Source organism: Paenibacillus sp. 1-18, assembly GCF_000520755.1.
Taxonomy (GTDB): domain Bacteria; phylum Bacillota; class Bacilli; order Paenibacillales; family Paenibacillaceae; genus Paenibacillus; species Paenibacillus brasilensis.
In genome coordinates this window covers 1-17,963 of the sequence record NZ_ASSB01000097.1, presented here as the reverse complement: position 1 = coordinate 17,963, position 17,963 = coordinate 1, and the positions used below count along the sequence as shown (strand labels likewise).

At 45.3% G+C, this 17,963-nt stretch carries 16 protein-coding genes and 2 pseudogenes; 14 read left to right on the top strand and 4 right to left on the bottom strand.

Going from position 1 to position 17,963, the window contains the following annotated elements; translation table 11 throughout:
• Positions 1–89 precede the first annotated feature (89 nt).
• Positions 90–451: pseudogene (locus L693_RS27760) on the bottom strand (aldo/keto reductase); the annotation flags it as partial.
• 319 nt (positions 452–770) lie between these two features.
• Positions 771–1,988: an MFS transporter gene (locus tag L693_RS0106770; RefSeq protein ID WP_025716621.1), complete on the bottom strand. Its 1,218-nt coding sequence runs from the start codon at positions 1,986–1,988 to the stop codon at positions 771–773.
• A gap of 304 nt (positions 1,989–2,292) precedes the next feature.
• Here L693_RS0106770 and L693_RS0106765 point away from each other — a divergent pair, with 304 nt between their 5' ends.
• Positions 2,293–3,396: a DUF3900 domain-containing protein gene (locus tag L693_RS0106765; protein WP_025716620.1), complete on the top strand. Its 1,104-nt coding sequence runs from the start codon at positions 2,293–2,295 to the stop codon at positions 3,394–3,396.
• Between the two features lie 120 nt (positions 3,397–3,516).
• On the opposite strand, the gene L693_RS0106760 is transcribed toward L693_RS0106765, so the two are convergent.
• On the bottom strand, positions 3,517–4,446 hold the full coding sequence (locus L693_RS0106760) for an L-lactate dehydrogenase (protein WP_025716619.1): 930 nt from the start codon (positions 4,444–4,446) through the stop codon (positions 3,517–3,519).
• 233 nt (positions 4,447–4,679) lie between these two features.
• Here L693_RS0106760 and L693_RS0106755 point away from each other — a divergent pair, with 233 nt between their 5' ends.
• The 10 genes and pseudogenes from L693_RS0106755 to bioB all read left to right on the top strand — a co-directional run bounded on the left by L693_RS0106755 (position 4,680) and on the right by bioB (position 14,415).
• Positions 4,680–6,071, top strand: a complete 1,392-nt coding sequence (locus tag L693_RS0106755; RefSeq protein ID WP_025716618.1) for an amino acid permease — start codon at positions 4,680–4,682, stop codon at positions 6,069–6,071.
• 165 nt (positions 6,072–6,236) lie between these two features.
• Positions 6,237–7,502, top strand: coding sequence for a YCF48-related protein (locus L693_RS0106750; RefSeq protein ID WP_025716617.1), 1,266 nt, complete (start codon positions 6,237–6,239; stop codon positions 7,500–7,502).
• A 197-nt stretch (positions 7,503–7,699) separates the two neighbouring features.
• Positions 7,700–7,882, top strand: a complete 183-nt coding sequence (locus L693_RS28945) for a hypothetical protein (protein ID WP_081752094.1) — start codon at positions 7,700–7,702, stop codon at positions 7,880–7,882.
• A gap of 188 nt (positions 7,883–8,070) precedes the next feature.
• A complete protein-coding gene (locus L693_RS0106740; protein WP_025716615.1) occupies positions 8,071–8,466 on the top strand; it encodes a DUF2500 domain-containing protein in 396 nt (131 codons plus the stop codon).
• 16 nt (positions 8,467–8,482) lie between these two features.
• Positions 8,483–8,764, top strand: a complete 282-nt coding sequence (locus L693_RS0106735) for an SDR family oxidoreductase (RefSeq protein ID WP_025716614.1) — start codon at positions 8,483–8,485, stop codon at positions 8,762–8,764.
• A gap of 135 nt (positions 8,765–8,899) precedes the next feature.
• Positions 8,900–10,388 (top strand): annotated as a pseudogene (locus L693_RS0106730) (IS1182 family transposase).
• A gap of 194 nt (positions 10,389–10,582) precedes the next feature.
• Complete coding sequence (locus L693_RS0106725) at positions 10,583–11,005, top strand: cell wall hydrolase (RefSeq protein WP_025716613.1); 423 nt, start codon at positions 10,583–10,585, stop codon at positions 11,003–11,005.
• A 52-nt stretch (positions 11,006–11,057) separates the two neighbouring features.
• A complete protein-coding gene (gerQ, locus tag L693_RS0106720) occupies positions 11,058–11,513 on the top strand; it encodes a spore coat protein GerQ (RefSeq protein WP_025716612.1) in 456 nt (151 codons plus the stop codon).
• A gap of 389 nt (positions 11,514–11,902) precedes the next feature.
• Positions 11,903–13,204, top strand: coding sequence for a hemolysin family protein (locus L693_RS0106715; RefSeq protein ID WP_197029839.1), 1,302 nt, complete (start codon positions 11,903–11,905; stop codon positions 13,202–13,204).
• Positions 13,205–13,407: 203 nt separating this feature from the next.
• Positions 13,408–14,415 (top strand): biotin synthase BioB, encoded by a 1,008-nt coding sequence (gene bioB, locus L693_RS0106710; RefSeq protein ID WP_025716610.1) that lies wholly within the window; start codon positions 13,408–13,410, stop codon positions 14,413–14,415.
• 164 nt (positions 14,416–14,579) lie between these two features.
• Here bioB and L693_RS0106705 read toward each other — a convergent pair whose 3' ends face one another.
• Entirely contained in the window at positions 14,580–15,812 is a 1,233-nt protein-coding gene (locus tag L693_RS0106705) for an aminopeptidase (protein WP_025716609.1), read from the bottom strand.
• 161 nt (positions 15,813–15,973) lie between these two features.
• Between L693_RS0106705 and L693_RS0106700 the strand changes: the two genes are divergently transcribed.
• The 3 genes from L693_RS0106700 to L693_RS0106690 all read left to right on the top strand — a co-directional run.
• On the top strand, positions 15,974–16,270 hold the full coding sequence (locus L693_RS0106700; RefSeq protein ID WP_025716608.1) for a hypothetical protein: 297 nt from the start codon (positions 15,974–15,976) through the stop codon (positions 16,268–16,270).
• A 125-nt stretch (positions 16,271–16,395) separates the two neighbouring features.
• Positions 16,396–17,199, top strand: a complete 804-nt coding sequence (locus L693_RS0106695; RefSeq protein ID WP_025716607.1) for an MBL fold metallo-hydrolase — start codon at positions 16,396–16,398, stop codon at positions 17,197–17,199.
• Between the two features lie 137 nt (positions 17,200–17,336).
• On the top strand, positions 17,337–17,963 hold a 627-nt coding region (locus tag L693_RS0106690; RefSeq protein WP_025716606.1), incomplete at its 3' end, for an aldose 1-epimerase.

Sequence of the window (17,963 nt, the reverse complement as noted above, 5' to 3'; positions counted from 1 at the left end):
GGATCTAATGCATTTAGCTTCAGTTCGATTACATCGTTAAAGTAACGGGAAACTATAGTCATTTGGTGCGCGGATAATGCCTATGATCAAATCTTTCCTTCCTGATACAGTTCCTGCATCGCACGCCAAGAACCGTTTATATCCCCAATCGGCTGATGAATTAAATACAGATCCAAATAATCAAGTTGAAGTCGTTCCAATGATTTTGCAAATGCTTTTTTTGCACTTTCATAACCAGCATCCTGAATCCAAAGTTTTGTAGTAATAAATAACTCTTCTCTTGGTATGCCGCTCCTTTTGGTAGCTCTGCCCACCGCTTCTTCATTTTGATAAGCGGCAGCGGTATCAATCAAACGATAGCCTGCAATAAGGGCGTCGTAAACCGACTGTTCACATACTTGAGCATCTCCAAGGGCATTTCAACGCCATTGTTCAGAATTACTTTTTGCATATTAAACCCTCCTGATTTAATAATTTTTGGGATTTATAATCTCGCCTTACCTGAGCTATTTAAAAAAAAGGTATGTCAGTAGAAGACATCAAAAAATGTTTGGAAGGAGACTCTACCATTCAGGAGCGTTATGAAATTATACTGAGGCAAAAAGAGTTGGTACTAAATCAGATAATACAAATCCCGCAAAATGGGAAAAAGATAATATGAATTGCCCATTAATATAAAATTTATTATTTTAAAATACATCAAGTTCAAATAAACAAAAGCGCCCATGGAGAATGGCAGATCATATCTCCATGGGCGCTTTCTTGTGCTGTTATTCAGAATCATCGGCTATGACAGCTTGTACAGGCTGCCTGTTACGAAGCAATGGTAACAACAGCATCGCTCCGACTAAAAACAAGCCGGCGCTCACGGTATATACGGTGTTCAGGGAGGATTCGCGTTTGAGTGTTCCGCCGATACTCATACCGACGACCATCATCCCGGAGAACAAGGGAGAGAGGGCGCCACCGACGCGGCCGATAAAAGCAGCTTCGGCATTTTTCATCATCATCGTGTTGATACCGATATGGATGCAAGGATAAAAAAGGCCACTGAATACTTGTAATGCCATTGTCAGCATAATATTGTGCGACCATCCGACTCCAAAGGTTGCCAGTGTGCTTACCAAAAGTCCGGTTACCAGCAGTAATTGTGGCTGTACTTTTTTGGCAACCCCCATAATCAGGCCGCCTCCCACCAACATAGCCGCTCCGTTCGCCATTAACGGCCATTGCAGAAATTCCTTGTTTTGTCCAAGGTTCTCGATGGCGACAAAAACCATTAATGGTTGAATAAGTCCGACCGCCAGCCCAATTACAGTAAATGTCCCCCCAAGCGTGCGAAGTGTACTGTTATTCCATACATAACGTATCCCTTCTTTAAGCTCTTGAATGAAATGAGTTGGTTGATCATCTATCTCAAGCGCTTGTTCATCTTGTGGAATACGAGTTAGAACAAGCGCCGAGATGAGAAACAATATTCCTGTTATAGACAATGAAACGAAAATTCCAAAGTGTTGATAAATAAATGTACCGATAACGGGGCCGATAACCATAAATAACGCCATAAGAGACTGAAAAAGGGCCATCACTCCCTGAAGCTGTTCTGGTGCTACATGCTGCTTAAATATCTTCATCGCAGACGGCTGAGAAAATTGAGATAGAATGGCCGAAAAGAATGTAGACAGCAAAAGCACCTGCCATGATCCATGCCACATTGCCAGCAACACGATAAAAATAGACGCAGCCGACAGCAGATCGCAACTAACCATGGTCCGTTTAGGCCGCCAACGGTCCGCAAACGTACCTCCAATGATGGCAAACAGAAAGATAGGCGCAAATTCAGCAACCGAGATGAGCGACACGTATATGGGATCATTATGAGTCAGATCTGTTACATACAACAATATGGCAAAGTTCCGCACCCAGATGCCCAAATTGAGCAGCGCATTGGAGGCGATAATGGTCCTTATATATGGATTTTTTAACAACAATAAACTCTCCCTTCCTGATTTAGGCGTAATTCACCCAGACTTACATTTTGTTTATATAAACAAAATGTATTTTTGTCTATGCAACAATAGATAATATAATGAATTAGCTACTATTTAGTCAACTGTTTTTTTGAATTAAGAAGATCAGTATGATGCAGAAATTATTTTCAATAAAATACATAATAAATATTATGTAAACTTATGTGTATTTTAACGATCAGGATTTGAATCGGATGTACCTTTTAAATCCATAGTGATATAATTACGCGTACATGCCTGAAAAGGAGCGTATGGAACGTAAATGAACTTTCAAGTGGACTTTTTATCTTTTTTTGTAATCCAGGTAGACGGAAAGGAAGGACAAGGCGGTAAGTCCTACAAGCATTACGCTACGATGGATGACTATGATTATGACGAAAGCGATGTTAAAAAATTTCTCGATGGGGAATTTGCCCGTATCAGTAAACGGAAGGTCGAGAAAAACCCAAGCACAGAGCAGGCTCCAACCAAAATCGGTCGCTTTATCGTTGAGCCAGAGCATGATCTGAGCAGTAATCCGAATTTTAATATGTTCGCTCGGCTGCGGGCGGCAGAGAATAAGGATGATTTTAAAAATGCCTGCGACGATCTGGTGCGAATGTATCTGGATACAAGCGCGGTACGCGGTGGAGCGTTGATCGTTGTACAGGCTACCTTAAATACACACTCGGATGATCCGTTTATTTTTGTGCTCAAATGCGACTTTGAACCCAAAATTGCCCGGATCACGGAAAGCAGCCTGGTTAGTGAAGTCGAAATGGCCATTTCAGCGCGTAATATGAAATCCATCATGTATCCTTACATGCTGGAGGAGGGCATGCACGATGAATGGGAGCTTAAAATTCACCAGTCCTCACATGCCCGCTATTTTGAGGATTTTCTGAAATTTGTGACCTATGAGCAATCCATGCCGGAAATCGTCAATGAGCATGTCATGGGCTTCGTTCAGAACTATGTGGAAACCAAATGGCCAGATGCTTCTAATGAGGAAAGACAACAGGAAGAACGTGAACTGGAGCTTTGGGCGGCCAGTGAAAAGCGGGATTTGCAAGGAAAATGGGAACCTCTGCAGGTCGCAGAGGCTGCACAGCACATTGTTGAGCTGAAACCAGAAATTGAAGTTCGCTTTAAGCTGGATGATACGGTTGTGCGCGGACTGCTGTCCGACTTTGGGGCCAAGCTGCATATCACGAAGCTGCATGACAGATATGCGCTGATTATTGAAGGTGATGCATTTACGTTTGAAAAGGGGTTTTCACCGATAGAGCTGCTTCAACCTGAATCATTTGAAACGGTGGCTGAGCGATTGAAAGACAAACGCCGCCAAGAAGCTGTGGCAGCAGATGGTGATACTCCGCCCTGGTAATTCGATTACCGTGTGTGATACCAATTGAACTCTTATATAAAATGATCAAAAAACGGGCCTCTCAAAACGGATATTTCCGCTGCGGAGGCCAGTTTTTGTTTAGCTTTTATTTTGCCTGATTTACAAGTGCACTTTACTGATTTGATCTTTTAACTTGTCCGCCGATTGGAGCAGTTTTGCACGTTCCTCATCATTAAGTGGAAGATCCAAAATTTCGCGTACCCCGTTGTGATCTACGATACTTGGGACACCCAAATATACGTCGGATACTCCGTTATAATCTTCCAGCAAGGTGGACACATTAAGTACAGAACCTTCGTCGCCGAGGATGGCAGCTACGATGCGATCCAGAGCCAGCCCGATCGCGTAAGACGTTGCGCCTTTGGCATCTATAATTTCATAGGCTGCATTTTTGGTACTTTCGAAAATTTCATTTTTCGTGTCTTCTTCCAGCTCCAGTGGAGTTCCCGCAACATTGGCCGTACTCCATACAGGCAGCTCAGAGTCACCATGTTCACCAATAATATGAGCGTGGATACTGCGTGGATCTATGCCTTTTTGCTTACCGATTAAATAACGGAAGCGCGCACTGTCCAATAGCGTACCTGAGCCGATGACCCTGCTTGAAGGCCAACCGCTGCGTTTCCAGGAGATATAGGAGAGAATGTCTACCGGATTGGTTGCAATCAGCAATATACCGTGTGTGTTCACCTTAACGATATTATCAATAATGCTCTCAAAAATTTCAGCATTACGCTTGAGCAGATCAATACGCGTTTCTCCCGGCTTTTGTGAAGCACCCGCTGTAACAATAATGATGTCCGCATCACGGCAATCTTCATAATCACCGGCCCACACTTTGACACCACCGAGAAAAGGAAGCCCATGATTCATATCGAGCATTTCCCCCTTCGCCTTTTTGACGTTGACATCAATAAAGACAAGTTCTGACATGCGTTGGCGCAGTAGTAGAGTATAACCGGTCGTTGTACCGACCGCTCCCATGCCGACAATGGCTACTCTGCTTCGTTTGTAAGGTTTTAAGCTCATAAAATCCTCATCTCCTTCTCGGGTTGTATACCTTTTTCATTTTAGAATAATCATTTAAAATTTAGCTTTCCAACTCAGTGTAACGTATATGTGTACCTCACTGCAAAAAAATATGACATTTCTCCTTGACTTCAAAGCTGGACTCGCTAATAATTAATCGAATGCTGGGAACATGCACTAAAGCGTTGCAGCAACGATATTGACGTATGAAATTAGGGAAAGAGGATTATGATATGGACTTATTTCGAAAAAAAACAGGACTACTCCCGCATGAGGAAAGCGGATCGACAGGACGCTTAAAGAGAACGATGAGCGCCTTTGACCTTACGATGCTAGGTGTAGGTTGTATCATCGGTACTGGGATATTTGTTATTACTGGCAAAGCAGCAGCAGAAAATGCAGGTCCCGGATTGATGCTTTCATTTGTAATTGCAGGGATTGCCTGTGTGCTGGCAGCCTTGTGCTATGCGGAGCTTTCATCTACAGTTCCCGCAGCGGGCAGTGCTTATGCATATAGTTATATTGTATTTGGAGAGATTCTGGCCTGGGTGCTGGGCTGGGACTTGATTCTGGAATACGGAGTGGCGGCCGCCTCTGTGAGCAGTGGCTGGTCTGCGTATTTTCAAGGTCTATTAGCAGGGTTTGATATACATCTGCCTCTAGCTCTAACCGCAGCCTACGATTCGACCAAGGGGACCATTATTGATCTGCCTGCCGTGTGCATTATTATGTTAATTACGCTATTGCTGAGTCTCGGGGCGAGGGAGACCGTTCGATTTAATTTTATAATGGTTTGTGTCAAAGTCGGAGTGGTACTCCTATTTATCGGGATCGGCATCTTTTATGTTAAACCTGCCAACTGGACGCCATTTTTGCCTTATGGATTTTCCGGTGTTCTAAGTGCAGCAGCCATCGTATTTTTTGCGTATCTGGGCTTCGATGCCATCTCAACCGCAGCCGAAGAGGTACGCAATCCGCAGCGTACTATGCCAATCGGCATTATTTCTTCGTTAGCGATTTGTACGGTGCTATATATAGCGGTTTCCATCGTATTAACAGGAATGGTGCCTTACACGCAGCTCGGAATAAGTGATCCTGTTGCATTTGCCTTACGCTTTATTCACCAGGATTTTGTCGCTGGATTGATTTCAGTCGGCGCGATTGCAGGGATGACTACCGTTCTATTGGTGCTGCTGTATGGTCAGACACGGTTAATTTTCTCTATGTCACGTGATGGGCTTTTACCGCTATTTTTGTCCAAAGTAAATACCAAAACTCAAACACCGATCCGAAGCACCTGGCTGGTTGGCAGCATTATCGCTTTGGCCAGTGGTTTGTTTCCTTTACATGCATTGACTAATCTTACAAGTATTGGAACCCTGTTCGCTTTTGCGGTGGTATCACTTGGAGTCATCGTTCTGCGTAAGAAACGGCCGGATTTAAAAAGAGGATTTGTCGTGCCATGGGTTCCGTTGATTCCAATTTTGAGTGCTCTCGTGTGCATCGGTCTGATGCTTCAGCTTCATATTAGCACGTGGATCGGATTCCTCGTGTGGCTCCTGCTCGGGCTGTTGATTTATTTCTTTTATGGTTATCACAAAAGTTTGTTGAATCGTAAATCTTGATCGAATTCGTATGGAAAAAGCCGGCATTCTGCACTTATGTGCAGATCCGGTTTTTTTTGTCATAAGCGCGAAAAGTGTCACATAAGGTCGTTTATGTTATAATTCTGTTTCAGATAAGCTGTTGGCACGGGATTACCGCATGCCATCGAGGGAGGATATTTATTTATGAAACTGCGCTGGCGTGCGCTTCTGGGGGGAGTGATGCTGTTGACTGGTATCCTGTTGACTGGTATCCTGTTGACTTCCTGTTCGTCCGAGCCCCCAAAAACTGTGAACAACCCCCCGGTAGAGGAACCAGATGACCAGGGACAGACAATCACGATAAATCCACCATTAACTCCAAAGGTGGGCGATCCAAACGCCAAATATGTAGTACAGACACGAATAGCAGATTTTCATTTGATTGATAACAATAAAGGCCTGGTTTGGGGAGTTACCCGTAATGAGCTTCGACTTTACTATACGCATGATGGAGGAAAGACCTGGAATAATATTTCTCCTTCTGAAAATGTTCAATTTCAAGATAAGCTTGAATATGGTAAAGACATTAGCTTCACTGATTCCCGCCACGGTTGGGTTGTCCGTCAGAATTTGGACAAAACAGCAACCGTTATTCTCCGAACGGCCGATGGAGGACAGAGCTGGGATGTGTCAGCACTGCCAAACGGTGACTATGTCAGTTCTATTCAATATGTGAATCCGTCTACAGGCTGGATTATGGCATATGTAAACCTGAATAAGCAGGATCAGCAAAACTTGCTGTATCACACTACGGATGGGGGAGCCACCTGGAAAAAGGTTGCGCAGAGTTCCGGCATGACGTCCAGTGAATCAGGCTCGGGGCTACCCGACCAGGGCAGTGTCGTGGGGATGGGCTTTTCTTCTGGCAATCAAGGTTTTGTTGCAATCAATCTGGATAGCCGTGTTAAGCTGTATAGAACCTCGAATCAAGGGAGAACCTGGACTCCAGCAGTTAACAGGATGCAGGGTTGCCCGCAGGCCCAAGCAGAAGCTCAGCAGTCTCTTCAAGGAAGCAGCTCCTCATATTGGATTCCAGTCAATTGCTATGTGGGTAACGGTACCCAATATAGCGGGCTGTTTACTGCTGATGCAGGTACACAATGGAACGCTGTGTCGTTGGGTCTGAGCAGCAAAAGTAAATCTATTATCCCAGGGCGTACTTTTCTAAACAAAAAGGAAGGCTGGATTATAAGCCAAACTGGAATGAGCCGCACGTTGGATGGGGGAAAGACGTGGGCAAGTCTTACAGGCAACAAGGTACTGCCTTCGAAACTAAAAGATTACCCTCGATCGGTCAAGCTCCGTTTTGCTTCATCTTCGATAGGCTGGCTACTTTTGGAGCGTCTGGATGATAAGAAATCACTGTTGCTGAAAACGACCGACGGCGGTGCAAACTGGAGAATTCTATAACTTTTCCAAAGGTGATTGCCCTAGGCTTTTTTTCTAACTTTGCAGGTTCTCATAGACATGCAGACTCAGGAAAAAGGCGTGGGGCGTTTTACTTTTAAAAAATTTAAATTTTATATGACAATATGTGAAAAAAATCACAAGGTAACAACTGCAGCGCTGTTATACTAACCCTGTAAACAACGATAGGAGTGATAATCATGAGAGCGAATCAGGATCATATGTTAACCCAATACTACCTTCAATTCTGTTACACTTGCCAAGATGCCTATGGTTGTACGACTGAAGAGGACTGCAAGCAGTGTGCAGAGCGTTACGCTGAAGCCGAAGATTATGAAGTTCTGGATGAGACGCAACGTTATCTCCAGCTTGTACATGTGTAAATCAATGTACCATTCTGATATCGCCATATTTTGAGCCTCCCGGATTATTCCGTGGAGGCTCTTGGCGTTCTTAAGGGTTGCTATCAAATTTGGGCAGGAACCTACATATACTATTACGGAAAGCTTAGGTCATGTGAGGATGCCCGGCGATTTCCCTGTGGAATGCTTGGCGGAGAGGAGTGCGGTGCATGGGATTTGAGTCATTATGGATGTTCGATTGGCTGGGTACGGTACTGCCCGTATTTTTCGTAGTCGTGTTAAGTATTGTCGTGTTGTCTGCGGGCAAGGAAGTCATGGAATGGAGCCGAAATAAAAGGCAGCCTGTATTGACAGTCGGTTCCCGAATTACGGCCAGAAGGACACATCTCCAGCAGAGGCGGCAGGAGGAACAAGGGACTCGTACCTATACTTTCTATTACGTTACCTTTGAGGTGGAGAGCGGCGACCGGATGGAGTTTAAGGTAACCGGAGAAGAGTATGGTCAATGTTCCGAAGGAGATGAAGGACGGCTTACCTTTCAGGGAACACGATATATCGGATTTCAGCGTCTAAATCGCTATAGCTTGGAACGGATTAAAATGTAACCTCAGCCTACATCATTTGATCATTTACGGCCTTCTGCGATGCAACAGGGTAGGGGCCATATCGCTAGGAAAGGATGGGATTCAGGTCAATTGCATCAGTCCAGGGTGGATTGAAACTGGAAATTACAAGCAATTGCGCACAGAAGACCATCAGCACCATCCGTCCGGACGTGTGGGAAACCCTCAAGATATTGCACGGGCCTGTCTGTATTTGACCCAACCTGGCAATGATTTTGTAACAGGTACGAATCTGGTGGTAGACGGTGGCATGACGCGCAAAATGATTTACGAGCCATAAGACTGTTCGAAAAAGTAGTCCCCAATATCGAGAGCCCTGCAAAACGAATACAGTTTCTGTAAAAACAAACCCAGTACCGCGTTGGTACTGGGTTTGTTGTATACTGGAAGAAAAGGAAAAGCGAGTTGAGTCGTTTTGCTGCAACCAGCCAAACAATTAATGCTGTCGTTTCATGCGGAGTTATATACACTTGTACCCGAAAACCACATGCTGCGTAAGATTCATGCGGCGGTGGACTTTGGATTTATTCACAAGCTCGTGGAACAATCATACTGCACGTATTACGGCAGACCCGCAAACGAGCCGGAATTGCTCTTTCGTCTGCTATTTTTGCAAACTTTGTATACCCTCTCTGACGAACGGGTGGTACAAGAAGCACAAGTGAATCTTGCCTACAAGTGGTTTATCGGAATCAACCCGGAGGATTCAGTGCCGGATGCCTCTCAGTTGTCGCGGTTCCGTAATCACCGGCTGGGGGCGAGTCAGGTAGGAGATGTCCTGAAACATGTGGTCAGCCAGTGCATCGAAAGAGGCTTGGTGAAAAGCCAAACCATTATCATGGATGCGACTCATACGCAGGCAGGTAATCCCAAGCAAAGACCACTCGACGTGCTGCGAGACGCGGCTAAGCGTCTGTTTCGTGTCGTCACCAAACGCCATCCGAAGCTGGAGAAGAAGCTACCCAAGCTACCCCGCGTCAAAAGTGAACAGACAGATGCCGAGCCCATCATGCTGGCTTACCTGGCGCTACTTGGCGAGACGGTAGAAGAACTGTTGCCGGATCATGAAGGTGCGGTGAGTGAGAAACTTGGCATTGCCAAGCAAATCGTTGAGGATGAGCGGCTGTTGTCCCACAAGGGCATCTTGTCGGCCATCGACCCGGATGCACGCTTTGGTTGGAAGAGCAACACGAAATCGTTTTTTGGTTATAAAGAACATATCGCCATGACGGAAGAAGAGATCATCACCGCTTTGGTTGTTACACCGGGCAGTACAGATGACGGAAAACAGTTGCCTGTGCTGCTAGAACAGACCACAGCAAACGGCGTGAGTGTGAACGAAATCATGGCCGATAAAGCTTATTCTAGTAAAGGGAACTTAGCAAAGATGAAGACGGAAAACATAAGCCCCATGGTACCGTTGCATCCCATTGTTCATGAAGGAGGCGAGCGACAGAAAGGTTTTGAGTATAACAAGGATGCCGATTTCGTCGTCAAGCCCGGCTGGCGAGCGCAGCAGACGCAAGGCCATTCAAGGCAGTAAGAGCAGCGGAGGAAGCCGTTCACTCGTGTACTACTTTGATGTAGAGAGGTGTAAAACCTGCCCTTTACGTGAAGGATGCTACAAACCAGGTGCTCGAAGTAAGACGTACTCGATTCGGATCTTGGCAGAACATTTCAAGAAGCAGATCGAGTTTGAACTCAGCGACACGTTTAAGGAGCGGATCAAGCGCAGACCGATCATTGAACATAAAAATGCAGAGATGAAGAGATTCCACGGTATGGGAAGAGCCAAATACCGGGGTCTTTTCGGCATGCGAATACAAGCTTACCTCACGGCATTCGTTGTAAATGCAAAACGAATGGTAAAGCTAATAGAGAAAAAGGAGCCCATCCCCGCTTGAGAATGGGCTCCTTTTGCATTTTTCGGCATCTGTTTTCCAGTTCGGAGTCCTGATTTAAACAAAAGCAAGGCTTTTGCAGGGCTCTCCAATATCGGGACTATTTTTTTTATTTGATTTTATTGGAGCTGTCACCCATTGGGCATTTGTACCATACGATAAGGTATATGATTGAGCAGCAGCAAGGAGGGAATACATTGGCTGTTATTAACGTCAACTCGGCGGATGTAAGGACACTCGCCCGGCTTATGCGGGCGGAAGCCGAAGGAGAAGGAGAGCTGGGGATGCTCATGGTCGGCAATGTTGGAGTAAATCGGATTTTGGCTAACTGTCTGGATTTTCAGGGAATTCGCCTCATGAATGACATGGTCTTTCAAAGTCCTGGCGGATTTGAAGCTACGCAAAAGGGGTACTTTTATCAAAGAGCCCGTGACCGTGACATTCGTCTTGCCCGGCGTGTCATTAATGGTGAAAAAATACGCCCGGCTTCGAATGCATTGTGGTTTTTCAGACCTTCCGGGGAATGTCCGGATACCTGGTATAACCAGACTAACACTGGGCGCTACAAGGCGCATTGCTTCTTTAGCCCGACTGCACAGGATTGCCCGGCCGTCTATTAGCAGTGTTTCAACATGAATTTAAATAATTAAAACCATTTTAGGAGGAATTTACATGATTTCACAGCAAACATACCGTCCCGCAGCTTATTCTTCAGGTAGCGGTTATCCCGAATGGCCAAGAGGGATGACTCCAGTTGGAACCATGCAGCCTATGACTGGCTTTCCGCCACAAGTAAGTAGCGGCGGCGCCATGACACCGACTGGTACAGTGATGCAGGTCCAGACTCCGCAATACGAGCAATCATACATTGAAAATATTTTACGCTTGAACTTGGGTAAAACAGGAACCTTTTATATGACGTATGAAAATAACCGCGAATGGAACGCGAAAATATTCAAAGGCATTCTGGAAGCAGCAGGCCGTGACCACATTATTATCAGTGATCCGGCAACGGGCAAGCGGACGGTCTTGCTGATGGTGAATCTGGACTATGCTACTTTTGATGAGCCTTTACTGTATCAATATCCCGGCGTCGTCGGGAATCCGGGCGTATCCCCGGTTCGCTGATGCCTTCATATATATTGGTCTACATCCTCTGCCTGAAGGCAGGGGATGTCTTTTATTTATATTCTTTCTCAAATATAGTTGCTTCCCTTGTGGTAAGAGGCGAAAAATGAAGCTTTTTGATCTAAATGACAGGGGAAACTAATTTTTCTGACATTGCTCGTGGTTTGACTGTATAGAGTATAGTTATATAATTGAATATAAGCTGATAAAGATCTAATCAATCATGCGGAATCATGCTTTTGGAAGCAGAAAGGAGTGAACGTGTTGGGAAGTTGACGCTGCTTATGATGTGTTATCGTTCTGTCTATGATGAAATTATCCGAAGGAGGTGCGCCTGTCTGCCGTAACGACGGCTGATGGGGAGCATATTGAGTGACCCTTTACCGAGTATGTTTAACATAATTATTGTTTTTGCATTAGTATTATTAAATGGTTTTTTTGTATCTGCGGAATTTGCCATGGTCAAGGTCAGAGGCAGCCGTATTGAAACATTGGTGGAGGCGGGCAATAAAAAGGCCGTGTACGCTGCGAATATGCTACACAATTTGGATGCTTATCTGTCAGCCTGCCAGTTGGGTATTACACTAGCATCGTTGGGACTGGGGTGGATCGGAGAGCCGGCCATCGCATATTTGATCGAACCTGTATTTACGGCCGTTGGATTGGGAGCGGCATATGTGCACGGAACTGCCGTGGTCATTGCATTTATTGTCATTACGTTTTTGCATATTGTGTTGGGTGAATTGGCGCCCAAAACGATAGCCATTCGTAAATCTGAAACCATTACGCTGTATTCAGCCATGCTGATGACTTGGTTTTACAAGCTGATGTATCCATTCATCTGGGTGTTGAATGGCATGGCGAACAGCCTGTTGCGTTTATTCCGTATGGAACCGGTATCGGAATATGACGATTCCGCGCATACGGGAGATGAAATACGCATTCTGATGAAAGAAAGCAATAAGAGCGGACTAATTGACAATACGGAATTGGCGCTTGTTGATAATATATTTGATTTTACTGATACGACCGCCAGGGAAATTATGATTCCGCGTACCGAGATGATCTGTTTGTACAGCAATGAGTCCAGAGAAGAAAATCTCGCGATTGCGACGGAAAGCATGAGAACCCGTTATCCAATCTGCGCCGAAGATAAGGACCATATTATTGGCTTTATCCACATTAAGGACCTTCTGCGGGCGAACACACTGGATACCCGTACGATGATTCGACCGATTCTGGCTGTTCCTGAATCTACACAAATTAGTGACCTGCTTAAGCGCATGCAGCGTAGCAAGACGCAAATTGCGATTTTGATTGATGAATATGGCGGGACATCGGGCATGGTGACGCTGGAAGACATTATGGAAGAAATCGTAGGTGAAATTCAGGATGAATTCGATCAGGAACGTCCTGGTTGTGAGCAGATTAATGACGAGGAGTTTTCCATTGACGGTATGTTATTAATTGATGAAGTGAACGATCGCTTCGGACTGGAACTTGATCATGAGGATTATGATACGGTAGGGGGCTGGCTATACTCACATGTTGAGGTTATTCCTCCACAGCCAGGTCAGTCTGTCGTGTTTGAAGAGTGTATGTTCGTTGTTGAAGAGGTTGAAAACAAGCGGATTTCACGTATTCGGCTCATAAAGCAGCCCATCATCGTGGAGGAAGCAGGAGTCTCCTAATGGAATAAAACCTTGCAAGCGACCTTTAATGATTTAGGGTCGCTTTTTATTTTGTCTTCTTTACAGAAAGGATATGAATTGATATGATGTTCGTATTATTGTCAACCTAAATGAAATATATTAAGTTGACAATTAAAGAATGAAATTAAATGATCCTGAGTATTTTATTATTTTTCATGATCAAAATGATGGAGGTATGAAGTGTGAAATTATTTAATGAGGGTTTAGATTGGTACTCGCTGGCAGATAAAGCGATCCAAGGCAGCAGGCTGACACTAAAGGAAGGCACTGCGATATTGGAAGCGGACGATGGGGACATATTGTCGATTATGCAAGCTGCTTTTCGGATACGACATCACTTTTACGGCAAAAAGGTTAAGCTTAACATGATCATGAACGCTAAAAGCGGCCTGTGCCCGGAGGATTGTGGTTATTGCTCACAATCTATTGTATCCACGGCTCCTGTCAGCAAGTATAGTATGCTGGACAAGGAGTCTCTGCTGGCTGGGGCGCGTGAAGCGTTGGCACGAAAAGCGGGAACGTATTGTATTGTCGCTTCCGGTAAAGGCCCAACGAATCGAGAGCTGGATCAGGTGATTGAGGCAGTCCAGGAAATTACCCGTACGATGCCGCTCAAAATTTGCGCTTGCCTGGGAATTCTCAAGGGAGATCAGGCCCAAAGGCTGGCAGAGGCTGGGGTACATCGTTATAACCACAATTTAAATACGAGCAAGGACAATTATCCGTCCATTACCACCACACATACGTATGATCAACGGATCGAAACTGTTAAAATAGCTCAATCTCACGGAATGTCTCCATGCTCTGGCGTTATTATAGGTATGGGGGAAACGAATGAGGAAATCGTCGAAATGGCCTATTCCTTGCGGGAACTTGCTGCTGATTCTATTCCGGTTAACTTTCTGAATCCGATTCCCGGAACCCCGCTGGAAGGAGCAAAGCGAGTAACTCCGATCAGAGCGCTAAAGGTACTGGCATTGTTCAGATTTATCTGCCCATCCAAAGAAATACGTGTCGCTGGCGGTCGGGAGCTAAATCTGCGTTCGCTACAACCTCTTTCTTTATATGCAGCTAATTCGATTTTTGTGGGGGATTATTTGACGACAGAAGGGGAAGAAGTCACAGTTGATCATCAAATGATTGAAGATCTCGGGTTTGAAATTGAGATGTGTGCCCTTCCAGCCGTATAATAAAAGTTGTTTGGACAGCAAATTATACAAATTGCTTTAGGAATTGCTGCGAATTACTGGATCAATTCGTTATATCATTTTTGTGAATTACCTGCTGCAAAAGTAAGAAGGCTCCCCCGCATGAAGCGGAGAGAGCCTTTTTTGGTTATGCTAGATCAGTCATTTTAGATCGCCCAATTCCCTTTGCGGAAGATGGGCTCCTCCGTACCGTCCTCTGTAACACCGTTAATGTCCATTTCACCTGAACCGATCATAAAGTCGACGTGTGTCAGACTGGAATTCAGACCGTTCACCACCAGTTCCTCTGCAGTCATATCCTTGCCACCCTTAAGGTTAAATGCATAGGCATTACCAATGGCCAAATGGTTGGATGCATTTTCATCAAACAACGTATTATAGAACAAAATGTTTTTGTCAGAGATCGGTGACTTGTGAGGCACGAGAGCAACCTCGCCCAAGTAGTGGGAACCTTCATCCATTTCTACGAGGTGCTGAAGAGTCTCCAAGCCTGTTTCGGCCTGTACATCGACAATGCGTCCATTTTCAAAGGTCAACGTAAAGTTGTCGATAATATTGCCACTGTAGCTAAGTGGCTTGGTACTGCTGACTTTGCCGTTCACACCTGTTTTGAGTGGAGCTGTAAATACTTCTTCGGTAGGCATGTTGGCTACAAAGCTATGTCCCTGTTGGTTCACGCTTTCAGCAGCTACCCAGAGGTGATCCTTGGCCAATTCGATGGTAAGATCGGTTCCCGGAGCCAAATAATGAAGCTTTTTATAGCGTTTGGCGTTTAAAATATCGGATTTGCTGGAAAGGGTATTCAAATGCTCTTTCCACGCTTCTACCGGATTGTCCAAATCCACACGCACAGTGCTGAAAATGGCTTCCCACAGCTTATCTATTTGTTCGGAAGCAGGCAGATTCGGGAATACTTTGGCAGCCCACTCTGCAGAAGGATAAGCGACCAGAGACCAGCTGAATTTGTCGGCCATTTGATATTCACGGTATTGACGTAATTCATGTGACCGCACCCGCTGAGCAGCAGTGATTCGAGTGGACGGGATGCCTTGAAGCAAATCTGGATTTTCGGCAATAATATGGAGTACCGCCGCGCCATTTTCGACCTCTTCTGTCATTTCGGCTGCGTACCATTTGGGAGCGATATTAAAAGTTTCATCTGGAGCCAGTTCATACTGTAACCGGGTAATAGTCTCATCGCTCCATTTTACTTTAACCAGCTTTGCTCCGACCGTATAGGCTGACTTAACAATCAGTCGCACGAGTTCGGCGGACAAGATGGGAGCATGAACGATCAAGGTCTGCCCAGGCTGGACATTGACGCCCACTCGAACGGCTAATTCGGCATATTTTTGCAATTTTTGTTGAAAATCTGACATGTTACTTTCCTCCATTTCACGAAAAAGCCTTAAAAGGCTTAGGTTGCTTGCACATTTTTTTTGCAAATTCTACACTTAGCTTATATATTGTACAATGTAACGAAAAGGTTCACAAATAAATTTTGGCACATTTTGGTAAAAATGAAAGGGCGGATCAATAAATGACAGAGCAAAATTCACCTGGGGAAGTAAAGGAAGTACATATTCAACAGGCACAAATGACGCGAGATGAAAACGGTGTTTATTTAGGCCAAGTTGTATTTGGAGTAAATGGACATCAGTCCGTATATGAAATTACATTCCACAGTAAAAGGGGCAAGGAATGGGACTACAGTCTCCATTTTGCGGGGGAGCCGCGGGTAGAGGAAGAAATGCTGGAGATGGATAGCTGGATTGAAGAAAATGATGATTTGTTCGATCATTTGCTGGATGCGGCCTGGAGCAAATTACCCGAGTAATGTAAACAGGTCTATTTTCGTGACAAGCGGATTATATTTAGCAGTGTCCGCATAATCTGCTGACATGGGGGAAGCCTATAGGTTGTGAATGACAGGAAATTCCATGTGAATGGGAGGGTGACGCTTTGGCAAATCATCTGTTCACCGAAGGAATGACGGCAAATGAAGAGGCTGCTCCCGATCTCTTGAGCTTACGGACACTGTTTGTAAATGTATGTTTTATCGGGGAGCCGGGAAGCCGATCCTGGGTGCTGGTGGATACGGGGATGACAGGATTTACAGACTCGATTATTCGTCAGGCTGAGGAACGGTTTACTGGTCCTCCGGTTGCTATTGTGCTTACTCACGGTCATTTTGATCATGTAGGCTCCGTTATTGAGCTGGTACAGCATTGGGGAGCTCCTGTTTATGCACATCCGCTGGAATTGCCTTTTTTGACGGGAATGCAGGATTATCAGAAACCTGATCCCGGTGTGGGTGGAGGTTTGTTGTCGGGTATTTCTTTTCTATACCCCAATGATGCTATAGATCTTGATGATCGTATTGCTCCCTTGCCTCAGGACAGCAGTGTACCAGGTGCTCCCGGCTGGAAGTGGCTGCACACGCCTGGACATACGCCGGGACATGTATCGCTTTTTCATGAGCATAGACGGTTGCTGGTTGCTGGTGACGCTTTTATTACGGTGAAGCAGGAATCGGCGCTGGCCGTTATTTTACAGGAAAAAGAAATACACGGGCCGCCTGCATATTTTACGACAGATTGGCAGGCTGCTCAGCAGTCGGTGGAAATGCTGGCCGGATTAAAGCCCAAGATTGCAGTTACAGGGCACGGTCATTACATGCATGGAACGGAGCTGAGAGATCAGCTGGATCGACTGGCTGGAGATTTTGAGCGCATGGCTGTCCCCAAACAGGGGCGCTATGTTTAGTAGTATAAGAAGGACGATGCCTTGCCAGGCGTCGTTTTTTTGTGTTGACGTGGAATTTTTTTGCTGAGCATGGTATAGTCAAGCCAAAAGAAAAACGCTTTCATTAACCATCGTCATTTCATCAAGGAGGATTATTGATGATACAACAGCATGCTGCAATTGGTGATCTTTATTATGGAATACCAGCGATTCGTCTTAAATTTGGGCGATATGAAGCGGTAGCCCTGCCGGGAAACGGTGCCAATCTGATTTCTTTTCGTGACAATGAATTGGGATATTCTTTTTTGCGTGAGCCGGATGCAGACAGCATAGAGGCTTTTAAGCAAAGCCCGTCTGTTTATGGCATTCCTTTCCTATACCCTCCGAATCGGTATGAGGATGGAAAATTCCTATGGAATGGAGTTACATATGAGTTGCCAATTAACGAAGAGGCGACCCACAACCATTTGCACGGCTTTTTACACACCGTTCGGTGGGAGGTAGAGGATTACGGTTCCGGTGAGCAGGGCAGCTATGTGGTAATGAATCAGCGCGTAAGGGAAGGGCATCCCATGTTCCCATACTTGCCGTTCACCTTTACGATGAAGTTGACGTACAGCCTGGATGAATTCGGCCTACATCAGCGTTATGTGATCCATAACGAGGAAAATCAACCGATCCCTAACCTATTTGCCTTTCACACGGCGATTCGTGTTCCATTCGTACCTGATAGCTCGCCTGAGGATTACAAGATTAAGGTCACGATCGGTCAACGTCGAGAGCTG

Bases quoted from the DNA above. Each gene is read 5' to 3' on its own strand.
- L693_RS0106760 (WP_025716619.1), bottom strand. From the start codon at position 4,446: ATGAGCTTAAAACCTTACAAACGAAGCAGAGTAGCCATTGTCGGCATG.
- L693_RS0106705 (WP_025716609.1), bottom strand. From the start codon at position 15,812: ATGTCAGATTTTCAACAAAAATTGCAAAAATATGCCGAATTAGCCGTT.
- L693_RS0106750 (WP_025716617.1), top strand. From the start codon at position 6,237: ATGAAACTGCGCTGGCGTGCGCTTCTGGGGGGAGTGATGCTGTTGACT.
- L693_RS28945 (WP_081752094.1), top strand. From the start codon at position 7,700: ATGAGAGCGAATCAGGATCATATGTTAACCCAATACTACCTTCAATTC.
- L693_RS0106755 (WP_025716618.1), top strand. From the start codon at position 4,680: ATGGACTTATTTCGAAAAAAAACAGGACTACTCCCGCATGAGGAAAGC.
- gerQ (WP_025716612.1), top strand. From the start codon at position 11,058: ATGATTTCACAGCAAACATACCGTCCCGCAGCTTATTCTTCAGGTAGC.
- L693_RS0106765 (WP_025716620.1), top strand. From the start codon at position 2,293: ATGAACTTTCAAGTGGACTTTTTATCTTTTTTTGTAATCCAGGTAGAC.
- L693_RS0106740 (WP_025716615.1), top strand. From the start codon at position 8,071: ATGGGATTTGAGTCATTATGGATGTTCGATTGGCTGGGTACGGTACTG.
- L693_RS0106700 (WP_025716608.1), top strand. From the start codon at position 15,974: ATGACAGAGCAAAATTCACCTGGGGAAGTAAAGGAAGTACATATTCAA.
- L693_RS0106715 (WP_197029839.1), top strand. From the start codon at position 11,903: ATGTTTAACATAATTATTGTTTTTGCATTAGTATTATTAAATGGTTTT.